Here is a 23085-nt window from a genome sequence, read left to right as displayed (position 1 = left end):
GAAAAATTACATGACTACGATGAAAGCCGCAACCGTTGAAGGCTTCGGAGAAGAGCTCCTGATCAAGGACGCGCCGATTCCCGAGCCCGGCCCAGGGCAGGCCCTGGTGAAGCTGATTGCCTCCGGTGTTTGCCACACTGACCTGCACGCGGCGGAAGGCGATTGGCCGGTCAAGCCGAAGCTTCCGCTGATCCCCGGCCACGAAGGTGTGGGAACAGTTGAAAAGATCGGCGAAGGCGTCATCGAGGTAGCGGTTGGAGACCTGGTTGGAAATGCCTGGCTGGCCAGCGCTTGCGGTAGCTGCGAGTTCTGCCGTACCGGCTGGGAGACCCTGTGCGAGTCCCAAGCCAACGGAGGCTACTCGCTGGACGGTTCCTTTGGCCAGTACATGCTAGTCGACGCTAAATTCGCCGCGCAGATTCCGGAAGGATCCGACCCGCATGAGATCGCTCCGGTGCTATGCGCTGGAGTGACCGTGTACAAAGGGCTGAAGATGACCGGGGTGCGCCCGGGCCAATGGGTCGCAATTTCCGGCATCGGAGGCTTGGGCCACATCGCCGTGCAGTACGCGGTTGCCATGGGAATGCGTGTGGTTGCCATTGATGTGGCAGACGAGAAACTCGCGCTGGCGACCAAGCATGGCGCGGAAATCACGGTCAACGCGTTCGCGCAGGAACCTGCCGACGTCATCCAGGAAAAGATCGGTGGAACTCACGGTGTGCTGGTTACCGCAGTGCACCCGGCAGCCTTTGGGCAGGCTATTGGCATGACCAGGCGCGGTGGAACGATCGTATTCAACGGTTTGCCTGCCGGTGATTTCCCCGCACCAATCTTCGACATTGTGCTCAAAGGCTTGACCATCCGTGGATCAATTGTTGGCACCCGCCAGGACATGATCGAGGCTCTGGAATTCTATGCGGATGGCAAAATCAAACCGACATTCCACACCCGGAAACTGGAAGATATCAATGCGGTCTTTGACGAGATGCGTCACGCCAAAATCGATGGACGAGTGGTCATAGACTACCTGGAGAAATAGTAGGACACTGGCCCTAACGGGTTTGCCGCAAGGACCGTTGCCCGGGTTCAACGAACCATCGTTGCATCCGGGCAGCGGTAATTAACCGCTATCGCAAAGGAGTACTCCATGAGCACCGTCACCGAATCCCGGGCTGCGATCGTTGGGGAAGAATTTTCCCGCGTCGCCTTTACGGACGAGACCCTGGAATTGCTGCGCAAACTCTGGAATATCCATGGACCATTGATGTTCCACCAATCTGGTGGTTGCTGCGACGGTTCATCGCCTATGTGCTATCCGGCAGGCGATTTCAAAACCGGCAATGCGGACATCCTGCTCGGGGTGCTGGAGCTAAAGGACGCGACGGGAGAAGAATTGGGGCAGATCGACTTTTGGATGTCCAAGGAACAATTCGAATACTGGAAGCACACCAAGCTCACCGTGGATGTGGTCGACGGGCGGGGATCGGGCTTTTCCGTGGAGGCTCCGGAAGGCAAACGTTTCCTCATCCGCAGCGAAATCATCGACTTCCCCACGGCGTAGGATCATTGAATGCGCCTCTGGTCCCTACATCCCGAACTGCTCGATGCCAAGGGTCTTGTCGCATGCTGGCGTGAAACACTGCTGGCCCAGAAAACTCTCGCCGGGCAGACCGCCGGCTATGTAAATCACCCGCAATTGGTCCGCTTCCGGGCGTCGGGCGCCCCGTTGCGGATGGTGGGGGCATACCTGCAGGGGCTTCACGATGAATCGTTGAAGCGCGGGTACCGGTTTGACCAGACGAAAATTCTGCACTCCGTGCCAGCAGGGAGCCGCGGTCAACTGGCTGTCACCAGCGGCCAATTGAATTTCGAGTACTGCCACCTGCTGCGCAAGCTGGAGATTCGTGCCCCAGAAAGCGCCAGCGCACTGATGGCGCGGGAGGTCGGCGGGCTGCCGCCTCATCCGCTATTTCGTGTGGTGCCCGGTCCGGTCGAAGCGTGGGAAAAAGACGTTCACGCCGCAGACGATTAGACCGTTCAAGATTCGGTACACGGCCTCGATAGGCAATTGCGTGAAAACTGAATCCGCAGGGACCGCTTGGTGCAGTCTTCTGTCCAACTGGCCGTTGCTGTGCGGTAGCCGCTAGAGCTTGGGCACGGCTTGCAGCCAAACCGAGATGCGCTCTAACTGCAAGGAGTCAAGCAGTAGAACGATCTCTAGCCCGTCGATTGCCGGCCGAAGCAGGACTGCGGAATCGGCGGGGAGCCCGGCTTGGGCCGATAGCGCTTTATCGGCCATGGAGCCTTTGGCGACGCCTGAGACCATGCAGAGGAAAAGTTCGGTATCGCTGCCATTCCAGGATTCAGCAATTGAATTTTTCCTATCGAAAAACCGTTGCAGATCATCTTGGTGGAACCACCCGGCGCCCAATTCGAATCTAATTTCCGCAACAGTAGCCAAGGAGCGGGACTTGAATCCTGCAGGCGCACTCGTAGCGCGCAGGATGAATCCCGGCCCTTCGAGCTGCGGGACTAGGGCTAAGCCCCGCTGAATTTTCTCCGGATCAACGGTTTCCTTACGTCCAAACCAAGCCAAGCGGAATTCCTTTACCTCAGGTGCCGGGCTAGGTAGCCGACCTTTGAACCCAACCTTAGTTCAGTCCTTCGGCAGGTCCGCAAAAACACTTGAATCTGATTAGTGGCAGCATAAAGCAAGGCCGCCACAGCAGCGTCGCGCATTTCTGCGTGAGCCACCGTGGCGTAGATGCCTAAGGATTGGGCCCTTAGTCTTCGGCGCGAGCATTAGTTCGTAAGCAACTCGGCAACTATCGATCCTATGATTTAACCAAAACCGGGAGACCTGAATCTCTGCGCAGTTCCATCGTGAGCGAGATTCCCAGTAGCGCCACGATGATCGTAAATGGCAGCGCCGAAAGCATTGCCGCCTGTTGCAGGGCAGAGAGCCCGCCAACTAGCAGCAGCAGCACTGCGCTCAGGCCGGTGAGGATGCCCCAGATGCCCAGAACCGGACGCGTTGGGTTCAAATGCCCGTTGCTGGACATCATGCTCAAAACAAACGTGTTTGCGTCTGCGCCGGAGACGAAGAACAGCACGACCAAGATCATGGTCACCACGGAGGTGAGCTCTACCAGTGGAAGCTCGGCGAGCATCGCGAAGAACGCGGAGTTGAGATTCTCCGAGGTTTGCGCCGCGATCGGAGCACCATCCATTTCGAACTTGATTGCGCTTGCGCCGAAGATGGTGAACCATGCAAAGAACACCAAGCTTGGAATGCCCAAAACGCCTGCGACGAACTGACGAATGGTGCGGCCCTTGGATATCTTGGCAAGGAATACTCCGACAAATGCGCCCCAGCTAAGCCACCAGGCCATCATGAAGTACGTCCACCACTGCATCCACTGAAGGTCATCAGCTGTTGTCGGAGTAGTCAGTGAAACCTGGAAGAAATCATTGAAGTACTGGCCTACGGAGCGGAAGAAAATGTTTCCGATGAAGCTGGTGGGGCCGAAGATCAAGACGAACAGTGCCAGCAGCACCGACAATGACATCGTGATCTGGCTGATGTACTTGATGCCGCGATTGACCCCGGAAAGTGCAGACAAGGTGAACAGGACGGTGATGACCGCGATAATGACAATTTGCACGCCGACACCTGTGGCAAGACCGAATACTCGGTTCAGGCCCTCTTCGATTTGCGCAGCGCCCAGACCCAATGAAGTCGTGGTGCCGAACAGCGTCGCCAGAATGGCAAACACGTCAATCAGCTTGCCGAACCAGCCGTCCACGAGGCGTCCGAGAACCGGTCGCAACATCGGTGAGACGAGCCCCGGGCGGCCCTTCCGGTGCGTGGAGTAGCCGATTGCCAGGCCGAAGACGCCGAAGACCGCCCAAGCATGCGGGCCCCAGTCAAAGAAGCTGAACTGCAGCGCGCGAACTGCCGCGTTCAGGGTGCCGGGGTCTTCCAGTCCGTGTGGCGGGGCCATGAAGTGCGAGATCGGTTCTGCTACGCCGTAGCTGATCAGACCGATGCCCATTACGGCGGACAAGATCATTGCCAGCCAAGCCCAGGTGGAGTATTCGGGGCGTGAATCCTCGCTGCCCAGCCGGATGCCGCCGTAGCGGCTCGTTCCTAGGAAGATCATGAGTCCGATGCATCCTAGGGTCACCACCAGGTAGCTCCAACCGATGGTGCGCGTGACCCAGTCCATGCTGGAGGCCATCAGCTGGCCAAGGCTTTCCGGTGAAAGGCTAGCCCAGAGCAGGATCCCCGCCAGCAGAATCATGGCGGTATAGAATACGCTGCCCACGTGCGCTTTCTTGCCGAGAGGGATGTCTAGTTTCTTGGCCGAGGAGGCATTGCTGGACTCCTCGGCCAGGGTTTTTTCGACCATGATTTTCTCCGCTTCGATGTTCTGACATCGTTTGACACGGTGCCTAGGAGGTCGGCTGATTGACGGGTGCTAGAGCGTCTCTAGATTTGCGCCGTCGTAGAATCGACCGGCCTTGTAGACCATCGGTTCGATGTTGGAAACTTCTGCGTGACGAACGCGGCGCACGAAAATGGTGAGAGTTCTGACCTGGAAGCGTTCGCGAATTTCCGCCACAATCATTGCGATTGAAGAGTTGTTCAACGGGCTTCAGCCAGAATCTTCTTGCCAAACGATATCAGCGAACTTGTCAGCCGAATTGGAAAAGAAGGATGAAACAGGTGTCTATCTGCTCACGTGAAGGGGCACAGTTGGCTAAGTGAGCGGTCGCGAACAACGCAGAGCAGGTAGAAGGAATCTGATGTACGCACACCATAGCCAGCGAGGCTCAAAGGGATTGAAGAGTATACAGAGATGGCCAAATCCTTAGGTTTTCCGCTTTCAGGCGTAGTTCCCAGGAATAATCTGGTGCAGCGCGACCTGCCGGTCTGGGTTGCCGTGCGCAGCCCGGAATCCCATGACTGTGCCGTGGCCAACGGCTGCAACGTGATGGTCGCGCTGAAGAAGAGCCGGAGGGCTGGCGTGCGGCCGCCGAGGGCGTGCAGAAGTTCTACCGCACCTTCTAAGCGTGGTTTGGAAACAAGCAGGATCCGGTAGATGGGTTCATGGAGCCGAGCCCCATCGAAAATTCGCCGGACGAGAAGAATTCTCTCCCGAATCCCTGCACAAGTCCGCGATGATCGGCACCCCTGCCGAAGTTGTCGAGCGCTTGCGCCGTTATGAGGAGCTGGGAGTCACCGAGTTCAGCTTCTGGAACGACAACACGCTCAGCCATGCCGAAAAGAAGCGCTCGATCGAGTTGTTCATCGAGCAGGTAATGCCGCACTTTGCACAGGTTGAGGCGTTGCAAAAGTAGCAAGTGATCCGCGCCCGAGCCGGGAATCGACATCAATAATCGGATCCCGGCTTTTGGCGCGCCGCGGGCATTTGCATTCATCCAAAAGAATGCGGCACAACCCCGCGCCTCGGTTGCTCAGACCACCAGCAAATCGGGACTGCAGCTAAATAACCATTTTTGTTCGCCATCCCGCGGCCAGAATTATTTTTACCCGCGCCCGATACCCTGGAGGACGGCAAAAATCTGGCGCTGAAATGGTGTTGATTTTCCACCCTAATTGATACCTGACAAGGTGGTAGGTAGTGATTGCGACAAACGTTGGTGCAATCCAGGTGGTGCGACATCTTTCCCGAATTCCCGTGCTCCGAGCGCTTCGACTTTGCTCTGCTATCCTTGCCTTAAATGCAGGTCGAAAACCTGGCCTAGAGCAAATCCGACGGCATGAAATTACCGTCAATTTGTTAATTATTTGGAAGGGAACTGATGCATTTAACTCCCCGCGAGCAAGAGAAGCTTATGATCGTCGTCGCGGCCGATCTGGCCCGCCGCCGGCAAGAACGCGGTTTGAAGCTCAACCACCCCGAAGCGGTGGCCGTTATTACCTACGAACTTATCGAGGGGGCGCGCGACGGACGCACCGTTGCCGATCTGATGAGCTACGGTACAACGATCCTGACCCGCGAGGATGTCATGGACGGAATCTCAGAGATGATCCACGACGTCCAGGTCGAGGCAACGTTCCCCGACGGGACCAAGCTGGTCACCGTCCACAATCCGATTCGTTAAGTACAGGAGTAGAGATGAAACCGGGAGAGTACATACTTGCCGCTGACCCAATCGTCTGTAATGCGAGTCAACAGACCCGAATCCTGAACCTGGTCAATCGCGGGGACCGGCCGGTCCAGGTCGGCTCGCACTTCCACTTTGCAGAAGCCAACCCGCGGCTGGATTTTGACCGAGTCGCAGCCCGCGGATTCCGCCTGGACATCCCTGCGGGAACCGCCGTGCGCTTTGAACCGGGGGATGCGCGCACCGTGCACCTGGTGGAATACGCTGGCGCACGCGAAGTCCACGGCTTCCAGGACCGGGTGAACGGACCGCTGGGACGCACCGTCCCGGTTGTCGAAACCGACGCTATTGGCGGTACCGCGGGTATCGACCCGATCGTCGAGGCCGATCTAGTCGAGGATTACGATATCGATCTGCCCAACAAGAGCGAAGAAACAATTGGTTTCCATACCACCTTCGGCGTGGACCCGGTGGACGAGAGCTTGCCGCCCAAGCCGCATAAGGTCCGGCAGGCCGAGAAATCGCAGACGCCAGGCCCGGACGAAGAGCAGGATAGCTAAAGATGAGCTTCGAACTCAGCCGCAAGCAATATGCGGAAATGTACGGGCCTACCACCGGCGACGCCATCCGCCTGGCAGACACCGAACTGATCCTTGAAATTGAAAAGGACTACACCACCTACGGCGAGGAAGTCGTCTTCGGCGGCGGCAAGGTCATCCGCGACGGCATGGGCCAAAACGGACGGTTGACCCGTGACCAGGATGTGCCCGATACGGTGATCACCAACGTCGTTGTGCTTGACTACACCGGCATCTACAAGGCGGATGTGGCCCTGCGCGACGGGCATATCTTCAAGATCGGCAAGGCCGGCAACCCGGATATTTCCGATGGCGTGGATATCGTCATCGGCGCGGCCACCGACATCATTGCCGGCGAGCACAAGATCCTCACCGCGGGGGCCATCGATACCCATATCCACTTCGTCTCCCCGGACCAGGTTCCGGTGGCCCTATCCGCCGGCACCACCACGCTCATCGGTGGCGGAGCGGGCCCCTCCGACGCTTCCAAGGCCACCACGGTTACCCCCGGACCTTGGCATATCTCCCGGATGCTGCAGGCGGTGGAGAACCTGCCCATCAACATCGGTTTGCTCGGCAAGGGCCACGCCAGCGACCGTGCGCCGCTCGCCGAACAGGTGCGCGCGGGAGCCATCGGGTTGAAGATCCACGAGGACTGGGGCGCGACTGCCTCCTCCATCGACAACTCATTGAAGGTAGCCGATGAATTTGACGTGCAGGTAGCCATTCACGCGGATACGCTCAACGAAGGCGGCTTCGTGGAAGACACCATCGCCGCGATCGCCGGGCGAGTGATTCACACCTTCCACACCGAGGGTGCCGGCGGCGGCCACGCCCCTGACATCATCCGCATGGCGGGGCTGCCCAATGTGCTGCCGGCATCGACCAACCCGACGCTTCCCTACACCGTCAACACGGTGGACGAGCACCTGGACATGCTGATGGTCGCGCACCACCTGAATGCCGACATCCCCGAGGATGTGGCCTTCGCCGACTCGCGGATCCGCCCGGAGACCATCGCCGCCGAAGACGTGCTGCACGATATGGGAGTCTTTTCGATTACCTCTTCGGATTCACAGGCCATGGGCCGCGTGGGCGAAGTCGTCTTGCGCACCTGGCAGGTAGCCGACGCGATGAAGCGCCAGCGCGGCAAACTGGAGGGCGACGGCGTGGTGGGGGACAACTTCCGGCTCAAGCGCTACGTCGCGAAGTACACGATCAACCCGGCCATTGCCCACGGCATTGCAGACTCCATCGGCAGCGTCGAGGAAGGCAAATTCGCCGACCTGGTCCTCTGGGATCCGGCTTTCTTCGGGGTCAAGCCGGAGATGATCATCAAGGGCGGACAGATCATCCAGTCGGTGATGGGAGATGCAAACGGATCCATCCCGACCCCGCAGCCGCGCACCATGCGCATGAACTTCGGCGCCTTGGGCACCGCGGTGCAGGCTTCATCGATCACCTTCCTGTCCAAGGCGGCCATCGACGAGGGCGTGCCCGAGCGGTTGCGCCTGCGCAAGGTGATCCGCGCCTGCCAGGGCATCCGCGAGCTGTCCAAGGCGGATCTGAAATATAACAGCGGTACCCCGGAGATCCTGGTTGACCCGCAGACCTACCAGGTCACCGTGGACGGGGAGCTGGCCACCTGCGAACCTTCGGAGGTCCTGCCGATGGCTCAGCGCTACTTCCTGTTCTAAGCCGTTTGCGGCCCGGCAAATTCTAGAGGAGAACAATGATCATTGAACAACTTGTGGGCAATGTCCACGAGCTGCCGGCGGAGCGATACGCCGGCCGGCACCACGAAAAGGTGGTGCTGCCCAGCTCCGCGCTGGTCAAGAGAATCCAACGGGTCACCAGCGACCACGACCGGGAATTGGGGATCCGGCTGGCCCCCGGCCCGGACCTGCGTGACGGGGATATCCTGTATCTTTCGGACACCGAAATGATCACCGTGTCGGTGCTGCCCACCGATGTGCTGGTGATCGCCCCGCGCAGCATCCTGGAAATGGGGCAGGTCGCCCACGCGCTGGGCAACCGCCACCTGCAGGCGCAATTCTTCGGCGAAGAATCCGAATACGCGGCTCAGGTCATGGTGGTCCAGTACGACCACACCGTGTCCGACTTCCTGGAACACCAGCGAACCCCGTACAACCGGCAAGAACGAGTGATGCCGGTACCGTTCCGCCATGCCGAACACACCCACTAGCGCCTCGCACCTGCTGACCCTGATGCAGCTTTCCGACTCGGCATTGCCCACCGGGGCATTCAGCCACTCCTTCGGGATGGAAAGCTATCTGGCGGACGGGCAGGTGCATGACGAGGGGAGCTTCGCCAAGTGGGTGGAGCTGTTCCTCACCCAATCGCTGAGCTACACCGACGGGCTTGTGGTGCGCCTGGCCCACGAGGCGATGAGTCCGGAGCGGATCATGGAGCTGGACGCGATGATCCACGCCGCGGCATTGCCGCGGCAGCTGCGCGAAGCCGCGGTCAAAATGGGCAAGCGGATGCTCGCGGTGGCTAGCGTCGTCTCTCCGAGCCAGGAACTCGAAGGCTATGTGCAGGCGGTCGAATCCGGGCACTGCGCCGGGCATCCGGGGATCGCCTTCGCGCTCGGTGCCCGCGCGGCCGGAGCCCCGGTGGCGGACACCGTGAACAGCTATCTGTTCTCCACCGTCACGAGCCTGACGCAGAACGCGATCCGCGCGATCCCGCTGGGCCAGAATGCGGGCCAACGGGTACTGCGGGCCATGCACGAACCGGTGACGCGCTCCGTGGCGAAGATCTTCAGCCTTGATGACCAAGATCTGGGCGCCGCGATCCCCGGTCTGGAGATCGCGCAAATGCGGCATGAACACCTGCGCGCCCGCATGTTCATGTCCTAGCACACCGGCCGCCGAGTGGCGGCCCCAATAATTTGAGGAGCACAGTTATGGAACCAATTCGTATTGGCGTCGGAGGACCGGTTGGGGCGGGAAAAACCCAGCTCATTGAGCGCATTACCCGCGCGCTTGATGGCCAGATCTCCATGGCGGCCATCACCAACGACATCTACACCATCGAGGACGCCAAGATCCTGGCCGCCAATGGGGTGCTGCCGCTGGATCGGATCGTCGGCATAGAGACCGGCGGCTGCCCGCACACCGCCATCCGGGAGGACACCTCGATGAACTCCGCCGCCATCGAGGAACTGAAAGCCAAGCACCCAGACCTGGAGATCATTTTCGTGGAATCCGGGGGAGATAACCTCTCGGCTACTTTCTCGCCGGAGCTGGTGGATTTCTCCATCTACATCATCGACGTAGCCCAGGGCGAGAAGATCCCGCGCAAGGCCGGGCAGGGCATGATCAAGTCCGACCTGTTCATCATCAACAAGACCGACCTGGCCCCATACGTCGGAGCGGATTTGTCGGTGATGGAGTCGGACTCCAAGCAGTTCCGCGCGGACAAGCCATTTTGCTTCACGAACCTGAAAACCGATGAAGGACTGGAGCAGGTTATTGGCTGGTTGCGCCGCGACGTGCTGATGACGGATCTGGGCTAGTGGCCGCTCCCACCGCGCGCCGCGTCCCGGCGCTGGCTCCCACTCCGTTCGCCGGCCGGCTGGTCGGGGAATTGCGGCTGCGCATCGGCCGGCGTTCGGGCAAGGACATCGCCACCGCGCAGTACCATCAGGGTGCCTTGCGGGTGCTGCGTCCGCACTACCTGGATGACAGCGCGCAGGTCTGCTACACCATCGTTAACCCCGGCGGCGGGTACCTGGGAGCCGATCGCTACGGCATCGAGGTGGAGGTGGAAGCCGGCAGCAGCCTGCTGCTGACCACGCAGTCGGCCACCAAGGTCTACCGCACCCCGCAGGGCGAGGCCAGCCAGGAGATGCTGGTGCGCCTGGGCCCCGGTGCGGTACTTGAATACCTGCCCGACCAGCTGATCGCCTACCGGGATGCCAGCTACCGCCAGGAACTGGTGGTGGATATGGCCGCCGATGCCTCGTTGGTGCAGTTCGAGATCCTCACCCCGGGGTGGAGCCCGGACGGCACGCTCTTCCGCTATGACCAGTTGCGGCTTCGCACGCAGGTGCGGGTGGAGGGAAAGCTGGCGGTGCTGGACAACCTCTGGGTGAAGCCTGGCGACCAGTCGATCGACTCGCAGCTCTACCTCCAGCAAGCTACCCACGTGGGCATGCTGTTGGCGGTGGATGCGCGCATCGACGCCGTGCTGGTGGAGCAGCTGCGCGAGGTGGCCTACCGGATTGCCGGGCAGCAGCGCCAAGCGGTGCAGGTGGGCGTCTCACAGACGCCCACCGCCGGGGTGGCCGTGCGCACGCTTGGCACCTCGACCGAGTCCGCCACCGCGGTGATGCTGGGCATCGTCAACGAGCTGCGTGCGCGCTTGCGCGGCCAGGGACCGGTGAACCTGCGCAAGTACTAGCGCGGATTGACTTTAGAGCATGTCCGCGCGCAGCTGCGCCGCGGTGCGTGGCGAAAGCAGCCCCGGGGCCACATCGAAGACGGTCTGCGCGCCGGTGATCCCGGCGCGGTTCATGCGGTACACCGCACGGGCATAAGCCACCAGCACGCTGGAGGTGAACTCAGGGTTGGAGCCGAGCGCCAGCGAGTACTCGATAACCTGCTTCTGCGCGTCGCTGGTATTGCCCGAACGGATCACGAATCCGCCATGCGGCATGTCCGAGTGCTCCGCCGCCAGAGTCTGCGCGTCGATGAAGTGCACGGTGGTGTCATACTGGTCGAAATAGTGCTCCATGCTCACGATTGCCTGGCGCACGGTCTGCTCATCTGCGCCGTCTTGAAGGACCACGAAGCATTCGCGCTGGTGCTTCTCGCGGGTGCTCAGGCTCGGGCGCAGCCCGGCGCGCACCTGCTCGATCGCCTCGGGGCTTGGGATGGTGTACTGCACGCCGCCGGCGACTCCGGGCACGCGGCGCACCGCGTCGGAATGTCCCTGGCTCAGCCCGCGGCCCCAGAAGGTGTAGGTTTCCCCGTCCGGCAGCAGGGCTTCGCCATAGACCCGGTTGATGGAGAACATGCCCGGATCCCAACCGGCGGAGATGAGCGCGGTCTTGCCCGCGGCCTTCGCCGGGGCGTCCACGGACGCGTAGTACTCCGGGATGCGCGCGTGGGTGTCGAAGCTGTCCACGGTGTTGAACAGCGCCGCCAGCCGCGGGCCCTGCTCGGGCAAGTCGGATTTGGAACCGCCGCAGAGGATCAGCACGTCGATATCGTCGACGTGCTCGGCCAAGACGTCGACCGAGTAGCGCGCGGCTGGCTGGGCCAGCTCGAGGCTCTGCGGGTCGTGGCGGCTGTAGACACCGACCAGTTCCATATCCTGGTTCTTGGAAATTGCGGCCTGCACGCCGCGGCCGAGGTTGCCATAGCCGGCTATGCCAATACGGATTTTCGAAGACATTAGAATCACAGTCCCTTGATCTGGCTTGAGAGCCGCGGTCATTGGCCGGCAGGAGGTGGCTCACTGGCCGGAGAAGAAGTGGCGAAAGGCGCCGGTGGCCAAGCGCCACCACTTGGGATTATTCCAAAGAAGCACGCGGAACCCTAAACACCGGGCTCGCAGGCTAAATAGTGGGTCAAAGAGCCCGATTGGCGCAGCTTCACACGAAGTCCGGTGCGCCGGGTGCCACCGGGTCAGCGGCAGGAGGTGGCATAAATGAGCCGGGGAAGTCCCGTACCCGGTCGCAAATCGCGTGCAGGCTGGCGGCGTCGTGTGAGGCCAGCAGCACCGCCGTACCTGCCGCCGCCTGCGCCGTGAGCAGCCGCAGAACCGTTGCCTTGGTCGCCTCATCGAGTTGCGCGGTCGGTTCGTCGCACACCAGGACCCGAGGGTCCAGGCTCAGCGCGCGCGCCAGCAGCACCCGCTGGAGCTGGCCATCGGAAACCTCCGCCGCGCGGCGTTGGAGCAAGCCCGGGTCGAGCTCTACGAGCATGCATAGCCGATGCAATTGCTCGCGGTAGCGTTCGGGGCGGACCTTGATCGCGCCGTCGGCGAAGGCCAGCGGGGCCGCCAACAGGGCACCTAGACGTTGTCGGGGATCGGTGGCCGCGCGCGGGGACTGGGGCACGATGCCAATTTTGGTGCGGATTTCCAGCGGCGCCGGGCGGCGCGGGTCCACCGGTTGCCCGGCGACCACTACCCGCCCGCTGGCGGGGGACTTCAGCAACGCCGCAATGTTGAGCATGGTGCTTTTCCCGGCCCCGGAGTCCCCTCGGATACCCACTACTTCGCCCCGCTCGATTCGCAGATTCACCCCGCGAAGCAGCTGCGGCGCACTCGGATATCCAGAGCAGACGTCGACTAATTCCAGGCTCATTGGATCTTCTCCTGCCGCGTTTCTATGCTGCGCGCCACGCGGCCGTCTTGCACCACGCTCACCTCGTCCGCCAGCTCGGCGGCAAGTTCCAGATCATGGGTGACCATGACAACGGTGCGGCCCGCACGGGCCAGACCCTGCAGCACCTCGCCAAGCTGCTGCCGGCTCGCCGGGTCCAAGGCCGAGGTCGGTTCGTCGAGGAGAATCAGTTGCGCGTCGCCGAGCAATGCCAAGCCAAGCAGCACGCGTTGGGCCTGGCCGCCGGAGAGCTCATGCGGAAAGCGCATGCGCAATTGCGCATCCAGTCCGACCCGTTCCAAGGCCTGGCCCACCGCCTTGGCGGAGCTGCCGCGGCGCTGCCGGCGCAATTCGCGTCGCATCGTGGCGCCCACGGTGCGCACCGGATTGAGCGCGGTGGCCGCGGACCCCGGAACGAAGGCCAACCGCCCGCCGGTGGCATGAGGCGTGGTTCCCAACTGCAGCCGTGCCCCATGCAGAAACAGGGAACCGGTGGCCTGCAGCGCAGGCGGAAGCACCCCTGCCATGGCTCGCAGCAGCATGGTTTTGCCGACGCCGGAAGGCCCGAGGATGACGTTGACGCGTCCGGTTTTTGCCTGGTAGTTCAGCTCGTGCAGGATCTCGGTGCGCACCCCGGCCTTGGACTCGGACCAGAGCCGCAGGTCCCGGACCTCAATGGCGGGCTGGTTCGCTGCGGTGGGTGCGGATCCCCCGGAAGCGTTCTGCGGTGCCGGCCGCCGAGTCCGGGATCGCGGAACCGATTCGTGGGCCAGTGCGGAGAGCGCCGCGCTGAGCAGCACCAGCAAGCCCACGGGGATCACCAGCAGCCACCAGGCTCCGGAGAGCACCCCGCCGCGGGCGTCTTCCAGGATGAGCCCCAAGGACGCCGCCTGCGGGGGCAGTCCCACGCCCAGGAAGGACAATGCCGATTCATGCCAGATGGCATGGGGCAGCTGCAGCACCAAGGCGATGGCAGCCTGGGGAGCTACCGCGGGGATCAGATGATTTACCCAGATCGCCAGGGGCCGCGCGCCAGCCGCCCGGGACAGCGCCACATACTGTGATTCGCGTTCGCTGATCAAACGCGAACGGACAATGCGCGCGACCTGCGTCCAGTGCGTCAGCGCGATCGCGGCGACAATAGCCCACCACCGCCCGGGCCACATGGACAACACCACCACGCTCAGCAGCAGGTGCGGCACCGCGTTCAAGGTGTCCACCAGACGCATGGCGATCCGGTCGACGATTCCCCCTGCGTAGGCGGCCAGCACGCCGACTCCCACACCGATGAGCGTGGATGCGGCAGCGGAGGCCGCTGCCAGCAGCAGTGAGAGCCGCAGCGCCTGCGCCGAACGCACCCACAGGTCCCGTCCCAGCTGATCGGTGCCGAACAGGTGATCGAGGCTTGGGCGCTGATAGACGGCACCAAGGTCGGCGCCGTGAACTGCCTGCGGGTTCAGCCATGGCACGCACACCGCATAGAGCACCAGCGCGCCAACTATGAGTACGGCGGAAAGCTGTCGTCTAGACATCGCGCACCCGCGGATCCGCCAGGACGTACCCGGCGTCGGCCAACGCGTTGCCGGCAAAAACCATCAGGCAGGAACAAGCGGTGACGGCCGCGAGCAGGGCAAAATCTCCCGCCACCGCTGCATCGATGACGGCCGAGGCGATGCCCGGCCAGGCGAATACGCTCTCCACGAGGAGCGCCCCGGTGACTAGCTCGCCCAACCTGCTGCCCACCACGGTCAAAAAAGGCAAGGCCGCAACCGGCAATACCTCGTGGCGCAGGATCTGCGCTTCGGATACCCCGCGCCCACGCGCGGCGAGTACCGCATCCGATTCGAGGACCTCGAACATTGAGCTGCGCAGGTTCAGCAGCAGCCAGGGCAGGAGGCTCACGGCCAGGACCATCGCCGGAAGGATCAGATGCACCAGCACGGTGCCGGCGGTCGGGGCCGCTCCGGACGAGGAGGCCCCACCGGCGGGCATGCCCAACCCCAGTGCAAAGATTGCGATGGCGATCAAGGCCAGGACGAAGGGTGGAAGCGCCTGGGCACACTGCGCGAAGAGCACCGCCGCCCGGTCCAGGACGCCCCCTCGGTGCCGTGCGGCCAGCCAGGCCAGCAGCAGAGAAGCCACGACCGCAAGCAGCAAACCGGCCAGGGCCAGCAGCGCGGTATAGGGCAAACGTTCAAGCAGTACCTCGCGCACCGGTTGCGCGTAGAGCCGGGAGAATCCCCAGTTCCCTTGCACGGCATCTACTGCCCAGCGCCACCACATGAGGAACCAAGGATTGTCCAGCCCCAACTGTTCGTTCAGCGCTTCGCGCTGCGCGGCATCGGTGCGTACGTAGCGCGAGCCGAGATAGTTGGCTAACGGGTTGAAAGGAGCAACAGAGGCCAGCCAGAACACCAGTGCGGTGATGCCCGCGGTGACCGGAAGCGCCAGGAGCAACCGGCGCACGAGGATGCCTGAGGCGGTGCGCACCCGCAGCCGTTGGCCACCTGGCGGCCCGAGGCGCCGTGTCATTGCTTGCGGGTCCATTCATGGATCTTTGCCCAAGGACCCCAGGTGGTTCCGTGGTCGTGGGGCTCCAGGAGCAGCGAGGAAGTATCCCAGTGTTCGCTGACGTCGCTGCGCTGCACGTAGCTGTGGTCCAGGAAGGCGAGCAGAAGCATGGAGGGCTGCTGAACGTAGAGCTGCTGAACCTTCCGGTAGGCCGTGGACCGCGCGTCCGGGTCTAGACTGGTGCGTCCGATATGCAGCTGTTCATCCATCGCCGGGTCGGCATACCGGCTGGGGTTGTCGTAATAGGCCCCGGCGTCCGGGTAGGAGGAATGAAGCATTTTGTAGAGTTGGGTATCAACGTCGTAGGGGTCGTCGCCACCGCCGAGCATGATGGCATCGTAGTTGCTGCGCGGCTCGGCCTCGTCAAAGGTCGCTGCCCGAACATCCACCGTGATGCCAAGTTCGGCTAGTTGCGCGGCCACCGCCAGGGAGAGGTCGCGGCGCAAGGTGTCTCCCGGGTTGTGCAGCACGGTGAATGCCGCCTCGGTACCGTCCTTGCTGCGCACCCCGTGCTCCGACTCGACCCAGCCGGTTGCCTCGAGCAAGGCCGCGGCGCGTTCCGGGTCATGCGCGAAGGTCGCCTTCGCCGCGTAGCTCCGGCCGTATTCGGGGGAAACGAAGGTGTATGCCGGCCGGCCGCTGCCATCGAGCACGGCGTCGATCAGCTGCTCGCGGTCGACCGCGAGGTTCAGCGCCAGCCGTACCTCGGGCTCTGAGGTGAACGGATGCTCAGCGGGCAGGGAGATGCCGCGCCAGTCCGCCGAGGTAGCGGTGAGCACCTCGTAGCCTGCGCGGCCGGCAAAGCTGTGGGCCAGCCGCGGAGGCAGGACTGTGCCGGTGAATCCTCCCGTGGCCAGTCGTTGGCTCCGGGCGTTGTCATCGGGCGCCGCCTCGTAGATCACCGGGGACGCTTGGACCGGGCCGGTGCGGTAATTCGGATTGGCGGTGAGTACCAGCTGTGCGGAGGAGAAATCTTCCACGGCATACGGTCCGGTGCCAACCGGTGTGCGGCTGAGCGCCGATTCGGCGACGGGTTTCGCCGGGTCGGCGAGTTCTGCCGGAGCGATGCCGATCAGCAGCGAGGTCTTGAAGGACGTCTGCGCTTCCTTGAGCCTAAAGCGCACCGTATGTTCGTTGGGTGCGGAGACGGATTCCAGGTTTTCCAAGCTGCCGGCAAGGGGCGAGGCGGTTCGTGGATCGAGGATCGCCTGATAGCTGGCCACGACGTCTTGGGCGTCGAAGGAGGTGCCGTCGCTGAATTTGATGCCCTGGCTCAGCGAAATATCCCAGACCAGAGAGTCAGCGGAAATTGTCGGTTCTTTGGCAGCCAAGAGGGGCACGAGATTCGGAAGCTGATCCGGTTCGCCCTCGAGGGTGAACAGCGACTCGTTGATTTTCCCTAGGCCGTAGCTGTCGAAGCCGGACAGTGGATTCAGGGTTTCCGGCAGCGCCGCGGTGAGCAGGGAGATGGGTTGCTCGTCAGCAGCCTGTCCGCTGGCAGGCTGGCAGCCGGCGGTGAATAAAATCAGCGGAAGCGCCAAGAATGCGATGACGCGGCCGCGGCTGTTTGGCGTACGCAGGGAGGATCCTTTCGCTACTCTAGAGGATGGGGATATGTTCACAGGATACATGTGTCCAGCCGAACAGGTGTTGCGCCGCGGGGACCGAATTTCGGGGGAGGAAACGTATTGATGGAAAGCAAGCGCAGCCAGATCGCTGCCGATGCGGTCAATGATGCCCAACGACGCATTTCCCAGTGGGCAGAGGTGTTTTCCCTCTGCGCCGATCCGACCAGAATAAAAATACTTTTCGCCATTCATGCAGCCCCGGATTCCTCGGTGAATCAGCTCGCTGCGGCGGCCGGACTCAGCCCGAATACCGTCACCCAGGCCTTGGCGACACTGCAGCGGGCGCAGGTAGTTCAATCCACGCCTGACGGGCGTTTCCGGCGCTGGCGACTAGTTCACGCAGGAGTTCACCAACTCCTGCACCAGATGGATGCGCCGCATTCCGAATTACACCCCGAACACCTGCCGCCGCAAGCCGAATAAGCACTCGCATCGGCGTCCTCCGGCGGCGCTCGCCGGAAAGGCGGCAGGTGCCTACTTGGCGGTCTGCTGGATATGATCCAGATGCGCCTCGAGCTTGCTGCTGGCGCGGCTGAGGTGATCGGCCAAGGTGCTGGCGGCCCCCTGCGCGTCATTCGCCTCGATCTGCTCCAGCAGCTTTTGATGCTCTGCGGCAATGTCCTTGGTGCTTAGCAGCGTGGCATCCTGCACGTGCGTCATGCACAACCGAATCTCGTCACTGAGCTGGGCATAGCTTGCGCTGGTGCGCTGTGAGCCCAAGGCATTGACCAGCGCAGAATGGAATCTGACATCGGGTTCCACGATCTGCACCGGTGAGGCATTGGATAGTGCGGTGATTTGGGCGTTGGCCTCATATGCCGCCGCTGGAACTTGCCCGGTAGTTGCAAGCAGTCGCACCGCTTCGGCTTCGATGATTGCGCGCGTCCGGTAGATGTCTCGGGCGTCGGCCGAATTCAGCACGGTGACCCGGGCGCTCTGATGCGCGTTGCGGGTCAAGAGCCCGCTGGCCACCAAGTTTTCGAGTGCCGCCTTCGCGGTGGGCCTGGCCACGGTGTAATGCGCGGCGACGTCCGCCTCGCTCAGCGCAGTGCCGGGGGGCAGTTCTCCGGCGAAAATTCTGCTCCGCAGATCATTGATGATCGCCTGGACTACCGAGACGACACCGAGCCTTGCGGGCATGGAATTCCTTTCAAGAAACTTGCTGACCCCTCGAGTATCCCACGAAAGGCACTAACATAGCATGTGTACTTGTTAGACAATATTCTTATTCGGTAGGCTGGGCCTACCAACCGCACAGGAGCGCATCATGGCATTGAGCACGCCGGCACTCGGCGAAACCAAGGTTTCGCCGAGCATCCTTGACTTGGTCGCCGAGCCCGACCGCGTCAAAACCACGTCAATCGACCGGGTGGCATACGCCTCCGACGCTTCGCACTACCTCTACACCCCGCAGGCGGTGATCATCGCCAAGGACGCAGTCGAGGTTTCGCAGCTTCTTGCGGCCAGCATGCGCGCCGGTCAGCCGGTAACGCTTCGCTCCGGCGGCACCTCGCTCGCCGGCCAGGCGAGCGGTGACGGGTTGATGCTCGATGTGCGTCGAAACTTTCGCGGCATCACGGTGCTTGATCAGGGCAAGCGCGTGCGGGTGCAGCCCGGCGCGACGGTGCGTCAGGTCAATGCGCGGCTTTCGGCATACGGCTTCAAGCTTGGGCCAGACCCGGCCAGCGAGGCGGCCTGCACCATTGGTGGCGTAATCGCCAACAACTCGTCGGGCATGGCTTGTGGTACCGAGTTCAACACCTACCGCACGCTGGAATCGATGACCTTTGTGCTTCCCAGCGGCACCATGATCGACACCGCTGCCCCGGATGCCGACGCCAAGCTGGCCGCTGCCGAACCGGAACTTGTCGCCACCCTTGAGCGCTTGCGGGACCGCGTGCGCGGAAATAAGGATTCCGTGGCGCTGATCGAAAAGCACTTTGCCCTGAAGAACACCATGGGCTACGGCATCAATTCCTTCCTGGATCACCAGACGCCGGCGGATCTGCTCGCGCACCTGATTATCGGTTCCGAGGGCACCTTGGCTTTTGTCGCCGAGGCGGTCTTCTGGACCGTGCCGATTCGCAAGCTCGCGATCGCCACCCTGGCGGTCTTTGATTCCTTGGATCTGGCAACTCGCGCGCTACCGGATCTGCTGGACTCGGGCGCGGCGACTCTGGAGCTCATGGACTCCACCTCGCTGCGCGTGGGCCAGAGCCTGCCCGGGGTGCCCGAGGCAATTATGGGCTTCGAAATCAACGCCCAAGCGGCCCTGCTCGTGGAATACCACGCGGACTCGGAGGAAGAGCTTGCCGGGCTGCAAGGTGATGGGCAGCGCCTGCTGGACGCGGCGTCGCTCCGCGCCCCGGCCATGCTTTCAACCGATGCGGCGAACCGCCAGGCCGCGTGGAAGTTCCGCAAGGGGCTCTATGCTTCGGTGGCCGGCGCACGCGTGTCGGGAACTACCGCGTTGCTCGAGGACGTTGCGGTGCCCGTTGCCTCGTTGGCCGAAACCTGCGGAAGCCTGCAGGAGCTCTTTGAGGAGTACGAGTATGAAGATTCGGTGATCTTCGGCCACGCCAAGGATGGAAATATCCACTTCATGCTCACCGACCGCTTCGAGGGCGAGACGGCGTTGAACCGCTACAACGCGTTTAATGACAAGATGGTCGACCTGGTGCTCTCCAAGGGCGGCAATCTGAAAGCCGAGCACGGCACCGGGCGCGCCATGGCGCCCTTCGTCCGGCGCCAGTATGGCGATGAGCTCTACGAAGTCATGGTGCAGCTCAAGGCTGCCTGCGATCCGCGGCTGATGCTCAACCCGGGGGTCATCATCGATGAAGATCACGCAGCCCACATCCGCAACATCAAGCTGAACGAGACCATCGAGGTTGAAGCCGACCGATGCGTTGAGTGCGGCTACTGCGAGCCCGTTTGCCCGTCCAAAGACCTGACGCTGACCCCACGCCAGCGCATCGCCGTGCGCCGCGCGATCGCCAAGGCCGAGGCCGAGGGCAACCGGGAGCTCGCCGCAGAACTCGAGCGCGACTTCGAGTACTCTGCGGTAGAGACCTGTGCGGTGGATGGCATGTGCGTCACCGCCTGCCCGGTGCAGATCAATACCGGCTTGCTGGTCAAGCGACTGCGCCGCGAGGATGCGAACCCGGCGATGGCGGGCGGATTCAAGGCCGCGGCCAAGGGCTGGGGCGCGGCAACTCGCGTCGGCTCGGTGGCGTTGAGCGTCGCCGGCAAGTTCCCGGTGCCGCTGGTCCGTGGCGCCACCGACGTGGCCCGCAAGCTCGTGGGTAACGACACCATGCCGCGCTATGACGCAGATCTGCCGGCTGGCGGCAAGGCGCGCAAGCCGCTGACGGGAAATCTCGGTGCCGCAGGTACCGAGCCAAGCGCCATCTACCTGCCTGCCTGCGTGAACTCGATGTTCGGCCCAGGCGGTGAAGGGCAGGGGGTGGCTCCGGCCTTCGAACAGCTGCTGCGGCAGGCAGGCATTTCGGTGCTGGTCCCGGAAGGCATTGAATCGATGTGCTGCGGTACCCCATGGAGCTCGAAGGGCTACGAGGATGGGCATGCGGTGATGGCCAAACGCGTGCTCGAACAAGTCCATGCTGCCCAGCCGGCGTTCAGGCTACCGGTAATTTCCGATGCAACCAGCTGCACCGAGGGCTTCGCGCATACCTTGGAAGAGCAGGGCTTCGAGGTAGTCGACCTGCTGGCCTTCACCTCACGGCACCTGCTGGACAAGCTCCCGGAAGCCAAGCGGATCGATTCGCTGACCCTGCACCCCACCTGCTCGTCAACGCAGATGGGCCTGAACGGTGATCTGCAGAAGGTCGCCGAAGCGGTCGCGGACACCGTGCACGTTCCGGTGAATTGGGGTTGCTGCGCCTTTGCCGGAGACCGTGGCATGCTGCATCCGGAGCTCACCGCCTCGGCCACCGCGCGCGAAGCCGCCGAGGTGCGCGAGCTGGCCGCCAGCGCCCATGCCTCGTGCAACCGCACCTGCGAGCTGGGCATGAGCCGGGCTACCGGCAAGGACTACCGCCATGTGATCGAACTGTTGGCGCAAGGCACCGGGATCGCTTAGCCGCGCGCGACGAGACGGACCGCGGACAAGGTGCCGATGGTGAAGGCCAAGGTTGCGGCCAGCACCAGAGCCAGCGGCGCGTTCCAGCCCCCGGTGGTGGTATTGAGCCATCCGGCCAGCGGCGGAGCGATGGTAGCCGCGACATAGCCTCCGCCCTGGATTCGAGCCGAGGCGGAGGCCGCCTGCGCATTTGTGCTTGTTATTCGCGGGATGAGCGAGAAGATCGCGGTGAACCCTCCACCCTGGGCGACGCCGCCGATCACGGAAAAGGCGATGTAGGCCTCTGGTGCGGCCAGCAATCCCAACGGCAGGGCAATCCAGCAGATGGCTACGACGAGCGCCGGAACCCAGGGCCCGGTGCGGGCGGCCAGCAGCGGAACACCCAAGGCGCCCACCACCGCGGCGATCTGGAACAGCGAAGCGCTAGCGGCCGAAGAAGCAAGGGAAAGCCCCACGGTTTCGGCCAGCAGCAACGGAAGCCAGGTGGTGGTCGCGTAGTAGGCGGCCGATTGGCCGCAGAAACCGAAGACCAGCAGGGCGGTCACCTTGCGGTTCCGGGATCTCGCGGCAACCAGCATCGCGGCGTCGGCCTGGCTCGTAGGCCGTTTGGGAGGCGGCTCGGCTGGCAGCTCGGCGGGTTTCGCGCCCGCGCGGCGCATCCGGAGAAGCACCAGCCAGAAAACCAGCCCCAGGGCGGTGACAACCGTCCATGCGGCGATCGCGAGGCGCCAGCCGAAAGCGGCCGCGAGCGGGGCGGTACCAAGCAGGGTCACCATGGAACCGACATTCATGGCCGCGGAGTACACCCCCGTTGCCGCCGGGGCCCGTCGCCACGGCACATCGCGGCGAATGATGACCGGAACTACGATGTTTCCCAGGGTTATCGCGGCGCCGATCAGCACCGTGCCAGTCAGCAGGAGCGGGGCGGAACCCAGCGAGCGGATTATCGTTCCGATCAGCACGCCGACCAAGCACAGGATGACGGTGGCCTCGGCGCCGAAACGGCGTATGGTGCCGGTTGCCAGAGGCGTCGCGATGGCGAAGAGCAAAACTGGAAGACCCGTGAGCAACCCAGCGCCGGCGGCGCTGAGCCCGGTGTCGGATTGAATATCGGTGATTGCCGCGGTGGGCGAGATGATCGGCGCGCGCAGGCTCAGCGCCAAAATGGCGATTCCGGCGATGACCCAGAGCAAGGCCCATTTCTTCTTGGCTGGGTTGCGATGCGTGGCGATCTCCTTAGGTGCACGAGTCGGGGCTCACCTCAAACCCTAGAGCAGAAACGCTAGTGCTCTGGTTGTTCCTAAATATGACGCAACAACACGAGACCCCGATTGCCCGCAGGGATCGCTGGAATAGCACTCTGCCATCCGCTGCAACGCAAGTGTTCGGTGCCGGGGGTGAAATACGTCGAGCGCCTTCGAAGATTACGAAGGCGCTCGGCTGTCCGACCCTTGCGGGAGGTCCAGAAAGTTTCCGTGGCTACCCAGCATTTGCCCCCAAAATGCAGATGCTGGTGCAGCGTCCACCTATGCGAGATTCGATTGACAGTGGCGTTTATCGAACTTCCGGAGCTAACTACGACGCATCAAACTGAAACTTCTAGCTACAATAATTTAGCCGTCCGCATCCTGCGTCGGCAATGGAAAGGGCGGGGTTCGGACAAATCCGGACAAGATTTGCCCTTTAGGGGAATGTGTATTATCAGCTCAGAGC

Annotated in this window: 22 protein-coding genes and 1 pseudogene; 13 read left to right on the top strand and 10 right to left on the bottom strand. The window is 62.6% G+C overall.

Annotation, left to right across the window (positions count from 1 at the left end):
• Positions 1 to 10: 10 nt before the first annotated feature.
• The 3 genes from adhP to ACT3TP_RS10985 all read left to right on the top strand — a co-directional run bounded on the left by adhP (position 11) and on the right by ACT3TP_RS10985 (position 2032).
• The gene (gene adhP, locus ACT3TP_RS10995; RefSeq protein WP_096285927.1) at positions 11 to 1039 is read left to right on the top strand and encodes an alcohol dehydrogenase AdhP; all 1029 of its coding nucleotides are present in this window, start codon (positions 11 to 13) and stop codon (positions 1037 to 1039) included.
• A gap of 108 nt (positions 1040 to 1147) precedes the next feature.
• Positions 1148 to 1561 (top strand): DUF779 domain-containing protein, encoded by a 414-nt coding sequence (locus ACT3TP_RS10990; RefSeq protein ID WP_096285925.1) that lies wholly within the window; start codon positions 1148 to 1150, stop codon positions 1559 to 1561.
• Positions 1562 to 1570: 9 nt separating this feature from the next.
• Positions 1571 to 2032 carry a pyrimidine dimer DNA glycosylase/endonuclease V gene (locus ACT3TP_RS10985; RefSeq protein WP_096285923.1) on the top strand — a complete coding sequence of 154 codons (462 nt, stop codon included), beginning with the start codon at positions 1571 to 1573 and terminating at the stop codon, positions 2030 to 2032.
• A 111-nt stretch (positions 2033 to 2143) separates the two neighbouring features.
• Here ACT3TP_RS10985 and ACT3TP_RS10980 read toward each other — a convergent pair whose 3' ends face one another.
• The 3 genes from ACT3TP_RS10980 to ACT3TP_RS10970 all read right to left on the bottom strand — a co-directional run bounded on the left by ACT3TP_RS10980 (position 2144) and on the right by ACT3TP_RS10970 (position 4652).
• Positions 2144 to 2596 (bottom strand): hypothetical protein, encoded by a 453-nt coding sequence (locus tag ACT3TP_RS10980; RefSeq protein ID WP_444620596.1) that lies wholly within the window; start codon positions 2594 to 2596, stop codon positions 2144 to 2146.
• 238 nt (positions 2597 to 2834) lie between these two features.
• Positions 2835 to 4412: a BCCT family transporter gene (locus ACT3TP_RS10975; RefSeq protein WP_096285919.1), complete on the bottom strand. Its 1578-nt coding sequence runs from the start codon at positions 4410 to 4412 to the stop codon at positions 2835 to 2837.
• A 69-nt stretch (positions 4413 to 4481) separates the two neighbouring features.
• Positions 4482 to 4652: a hypothetical protein gene (locus tag ACT3TP_RS10970; protein ID WP_217990367.1), complete on the bottom strand. Its 171-nt coding sequence runs from the start codon at positions 4650 to 4652 to the stop codon at positions 4482 to 4484.
• A 424-nt stretch (positions 4653 to 5076) separates the two neighbouring features.
• Here ACT3TP_RS10970 and ACT3TP_RS10965 point away from each other — a divergent pair, with 424 nt between their 5' ends.
• The 8 genes and pseudogenes from ACT3TP_RS10965 to ACT3TP_RS10930 all read left to right on the top strand — a co-directional run bounded on the left by ACT3TP_RS10965 (position 5077) and on the right by ACT3TP_RS10930 (position 11141).
• Positions 5077 to 5364, top strand: coding sequence for an LLM class flavin-dependent oxidoreductase (locus ACT3TP_RS10965; protein ID WP_141393527.1), 288 nt, complete (start codon positions 5077 to 5079; stop codon positions 5362 to 5364).
• Between the two features lie 465 nt (positions 5365 to 5829).
• Entirely contained in the window at positions 5830 to 6132 is a 303-nt protein-coding gene (locus tag ACT3TP_RS10960; RefSeq protein ID WP_096285917.1) for an urease subunit gamma, read from the top strand.
• 14 nt (positions 6133 to 6146) lie between these two features.
• A pseudogene (locus ACT3TP_RS10955) lies at positions 6147 to 6449 on the top strand (urease subunit beta); the annotation flags it as partial.
• 248 nt (positions 6450 to 6697) lie between these two features.
• On the top strand, positions 6698 to 8410 hold the full coding sequence (gene ureC, locus ACT3TP_RS10950) for an urease subunit alpha (RefSeq protein ID WP_096285913.1): 1713 nt from the start codon (positions 6698 to 6700) through the stop codon (positions 8408 to 8410).
• A 35-nt stretch (positions 8411 to 8445) separates the two neighbouring features.
• Complete coding sequence (gene ureE / locus ACT3TP_RS10945) at positions 8446 to 8919, top strand: urease accessory protein UreE (RefSeq protein WP_444620595.1); 474 nt, start codon at positions 8446 to 8448, stop codon at positions 8917 to 8919.
• Positions 8900 to 9595 (top strand): urease accessory protein UreF, encoded by a 696-nt coding sequence (locus ACT3TP_RS10940; protein WP_096285909.1) that lies wholly within the window; start codon positions 8900 to 8902, stop codon positions 9593 to 9595. Before ureE ends, ACT3TP_RS10940 begins: the two co-directional genes overlap by 20 nt.
• A gap of 47 nt (positions 9596 to 9642) precedes the next feature.
• Entirely contained in the window at positions 9643 to 10254 is a 612-nt protein-coding gene (gene ureG / locus ACT3TP_RS10935) for an urease accessory protein UreG (RefSeq protein WP_096285907.1), read from the top strand.
• A complete protein-coding gene (locus ACT3TP_RS10930; protein ID WP_444620594.1) occupies positions 10254 to 11141 on the top strand; it encodes an urease accessory protein UreD in 888 nt (295 codons plus the stop codon). Before ureG ends, ACT3TP_RS10930 begins: the two co-directional genes overlap by 1 nt.
• A 12-nt stretch (positions 11142 to 11153) precedes the next feature.
• Here ACT3TP_RS10930 and ACT3TP_RS10925 read toward each other — a convergent pair whose 3' ends face one another.
• The 5 genes from ACT3TP_RS10925 to ACT3TP_RS10905 all read right to left on the bottom strand — a co-directional run bounded on the left by ACT3TP_RS10925 (position 11154) and on the right by ACT3TP_RS10905 (position 17264).
• Positions 11154 to 12137, bottom strand: coding sequence for a diaminopimelate dehydrogenase (locus ACT3TP_RS10925; protein WP_444620593.1), 984 nt, complete (start codon positions 12135 to 12137; stop codon positions 11154 to 11156).
• Positions 12138 to 12336: 199 nt separating this feature from the next.
• Entirely contained in the window at positions 12337 to 13053 is a 717-nt protein-coding gene (locus tag ACT3TP_RS10920; protein ID WP_096285903.1) for an ABC transporter ATP-binding protein, read from the bottom strand.
• The gene (locus ACT3TP_RS10915; RefSeq protein ID WP_176484162.1) at positions 13050 to 14603 is read right to left on the bottom strand and encodes an ABC transporter permease subunit; all 1554 of its coding nucleotides are present in this window, start codon (positions 14601 to 14603) and stop codon (positions 13050 to 13052) included. The genes ACT3TP_RS10920 and ACT3TP_RS10915 overlap by 4 nt, the downstream gene beginning before the upstream one ends.
• Positions 14596 to 15603, bottom strand: a complete 1008-nt coding sequence (locus tag ACT3TP_RS10910) for an ABC transporter permease (protein WP_096286047.1) — start codon at positions 15601 to 15603, stop codon at positions 14596 to 14598. Before ACT3TP_RS10910 ends, ACT3TP_RS10915 begins: the two co-directional genes overlap by 8 nt.
• A complete protein-coding gene (locus tag ACT3TP_RS10905) occupies positions 15600 to 17264 on the bottom strand; it encodes an ABC transporter substrate-binding protein (protein WP_444620592.1) in 1665 nt (554 codons plus the stop codon). Before ACT3TP_RS10905 ends, ACT3TP_RS10910 begins: the two co-directional genes overlap by 4 nt.
• Before the next feature lie 69 nt (positions 17265 to 17333).
• On the opposite strand from ACT3TP_RS10905, the gene ACT3TP_RS10900 reads away from it, so the two are divergent.
• On the top strand, positions 17334 to 17693 hold the full coding sequence (locus tag ACT3TP_RS10900) for an ArsR/SmtB family transcription factor (RefSeq protein ID WP_255248422.1): 360 nt from the start codon (positions 17334 to 17336) through the stop codon (positions 17691 to 17693).
• Between the two features lie 51 nt (positions 17694 to 17744).
• Here ACT3TP_RS10900 and ACT3TP_RS10895 read toward each other — a convergent pair whose 3' ends face one another.
• Positions 17745 to 18410 carry a GntR family transcriptional regulator gene (locus ACT3TP_RS10895; protein ID WP_096285897.1) on the bottom strand — a complete coding sequence of 222 codons (666 nt, stop codon included), beginning with the start codon at positions 18408 to 18410 and terminating at the stop codon, positions 17745 to 17747.
• 127 nt (positions 18411 to 18537) lie between these two features.
• Here ACT3TP_RS10895 and ACT3TP_RS10890 point away from each other — a divergent pair, with 127 nt between their 5' ends.
• Positions 18538 to 21372 carry an FAD-binding and (Fe-S)-binding domain-containing protein gene (locus tag ACT3TP_RS10890; RefSeq protein WP_096285895.1) on the top strand — a complete coding sequence of 945 codons (2835 nt, stop codon included), beginning with the start codon at positions 18538 to 18540 and terminating at the stop codon, positions 21370 to 21372.
• On the opposite strand, the gene ACT3TP_RS10885 is transcribed toward ACT3TP_RS10890, so the two are convergent.
• Positions 21369 to 22565: an MFS transporter gene (locus ACT3TP_RS10885; RefSeq protein ID WP_444620591.1), complete on the bottom strand. Its 1197-nt coding sequence runs from the start codon at positions 22563 to 22565 to the stop codon at positions 21369 to 21371. The two genes, ACT3TP_RS10890 and ACT3TP_RS10885, sit on opposite strands and share 4 nt — an antisense overlap.
• Between the last annotated feature and the right edge of the window lie 520 nt (positions 22566 to 23085).

Source organism: Glutamicibacter sp. AOP38-B1-38 (assembly GCF_052377485.1).
In the GTDB taxonomy this organism is placed as follows: domain Bacteria; phylum Actinomycetota; class Actinomycetes; order Actinomycetales; family Micrococcaceae; genus Glutamicibacter.
This window is presented reverse-complemented; position numbering and strand designations above follow the sequence as displayed.

Bases quoted from the DNA above. Each gene is read 5' to 3' on its own strand.
- ACT3TP_RS10920 (WP_096285903.1), bottom strand. From the start codon at position 13,053: ATGAGCCTGGAATTAGTCGACGTCTGCTCTGGATATCCGAGTGCGCCG.
- ACT3TP_RS10940 (WP_096285909.1), top strand. From the start codon at position 8,900: ATGCCGAACACACCCACTAGCGCCTCGCACCTGCTGACCCTGATGCAG.
- ureE (WP_444620595.1), top strand. From the start codon at position 8,446: ATGATCATTGAACAACTTGTGGGCAATGTCCACGAGCTGCCGGCGGAG.
- ACT3TP_RS10915 (WP_176484162.1), bottom strand. From the start codon at position 14,603: ATGTCTAGACGACAGCTTTCCGCCGTACTCATAGTTGGCGCGCTGGTG.
- ACT3TP_RS10895 (WP_096285897.1), bottom strand. From the start codon at position 18,410: ATGCCCGCAAGGCTCGGTGTCGTCTCGGTAGTCCAGGCGATCATCAAT.
- ACT3TP_RS10975 (WP_096285919.1), bottom strand. From the start codon at position 4,412: ATGGTCGAAAAAACCCTGGCCGAGGAGTCCAGCAATGCCTCCTCGGCC.
- adhP (WP_096285927.1), top strand. From the start codon at position 11: ATGACTACGATGAAAGCCGCAACCGTTGAAGGCTTCGGAGAAGAGCTC.
- ureC (WP_096285913.1), top strand. From the start codon at position 6,698: ATGAGCTTCGAACTCAGCCGCAAGCAATATGCGGAAATGTACGGGCCT.
- ACT3TP_RS10960 (WP_096285917.1), top strand. From the start codon at position 5,830: ATGCATTTAACTCCCCGCGAGCAAGAGAAGCTTATGATCGTCGTCGCG.
- ACT3TP_RS10910 (WP_096286047.1), bottom strand. From the start codon at position 15,603: ATGACACGGCGCCTCGGGCCGCCAGGTGGCCAACGGCTGCGGGTGCGC.
- ACT3TP_RS10925 (WP_444620593.1), bottom strand. From the start codon at position 12,137: ATGTCTTCGAAAATCCGTATTGGCATAGCCGGCTATGGCAACCTCGGC.
- ACT3TP_RS10900 (WP_255248422.1), top strand. From the start codon at position 17,334: ATGGAAAGCAAGCGCAGCCAGATCGCTGCCGATGCGGTCAATGATGCC.
- ACT3TP_RS10890 (WP_096285895.1), top strand. From the start codon at position 18,538: ATGGCATTGAGCACGCCGGCACTCGGCGAAACCAAGGTTTCGCCGAGC.
- ACT3TP_RS10990 (WP_096285925.1), top strand. From the start codon at position 1,148: ATGAGCACCGTCACCGAATCCCGGGCTGCGATCGTTGGGGAAGAATTT.
- ACT3TP_RS10985 (WP_096285923.1), top strand. From the start codon at position 1,571: ATGCGCCTCTGGTCCCTACATCCCGAACTGCTCGATGCCAAGGGTCTT.
- ureG (WP_096285907.1), top strand. From the start codon at position 9,643: ATGGAACCAATTCGTATTGGCGTCGGAGGACCGGTTGGGGCGGGAAAA.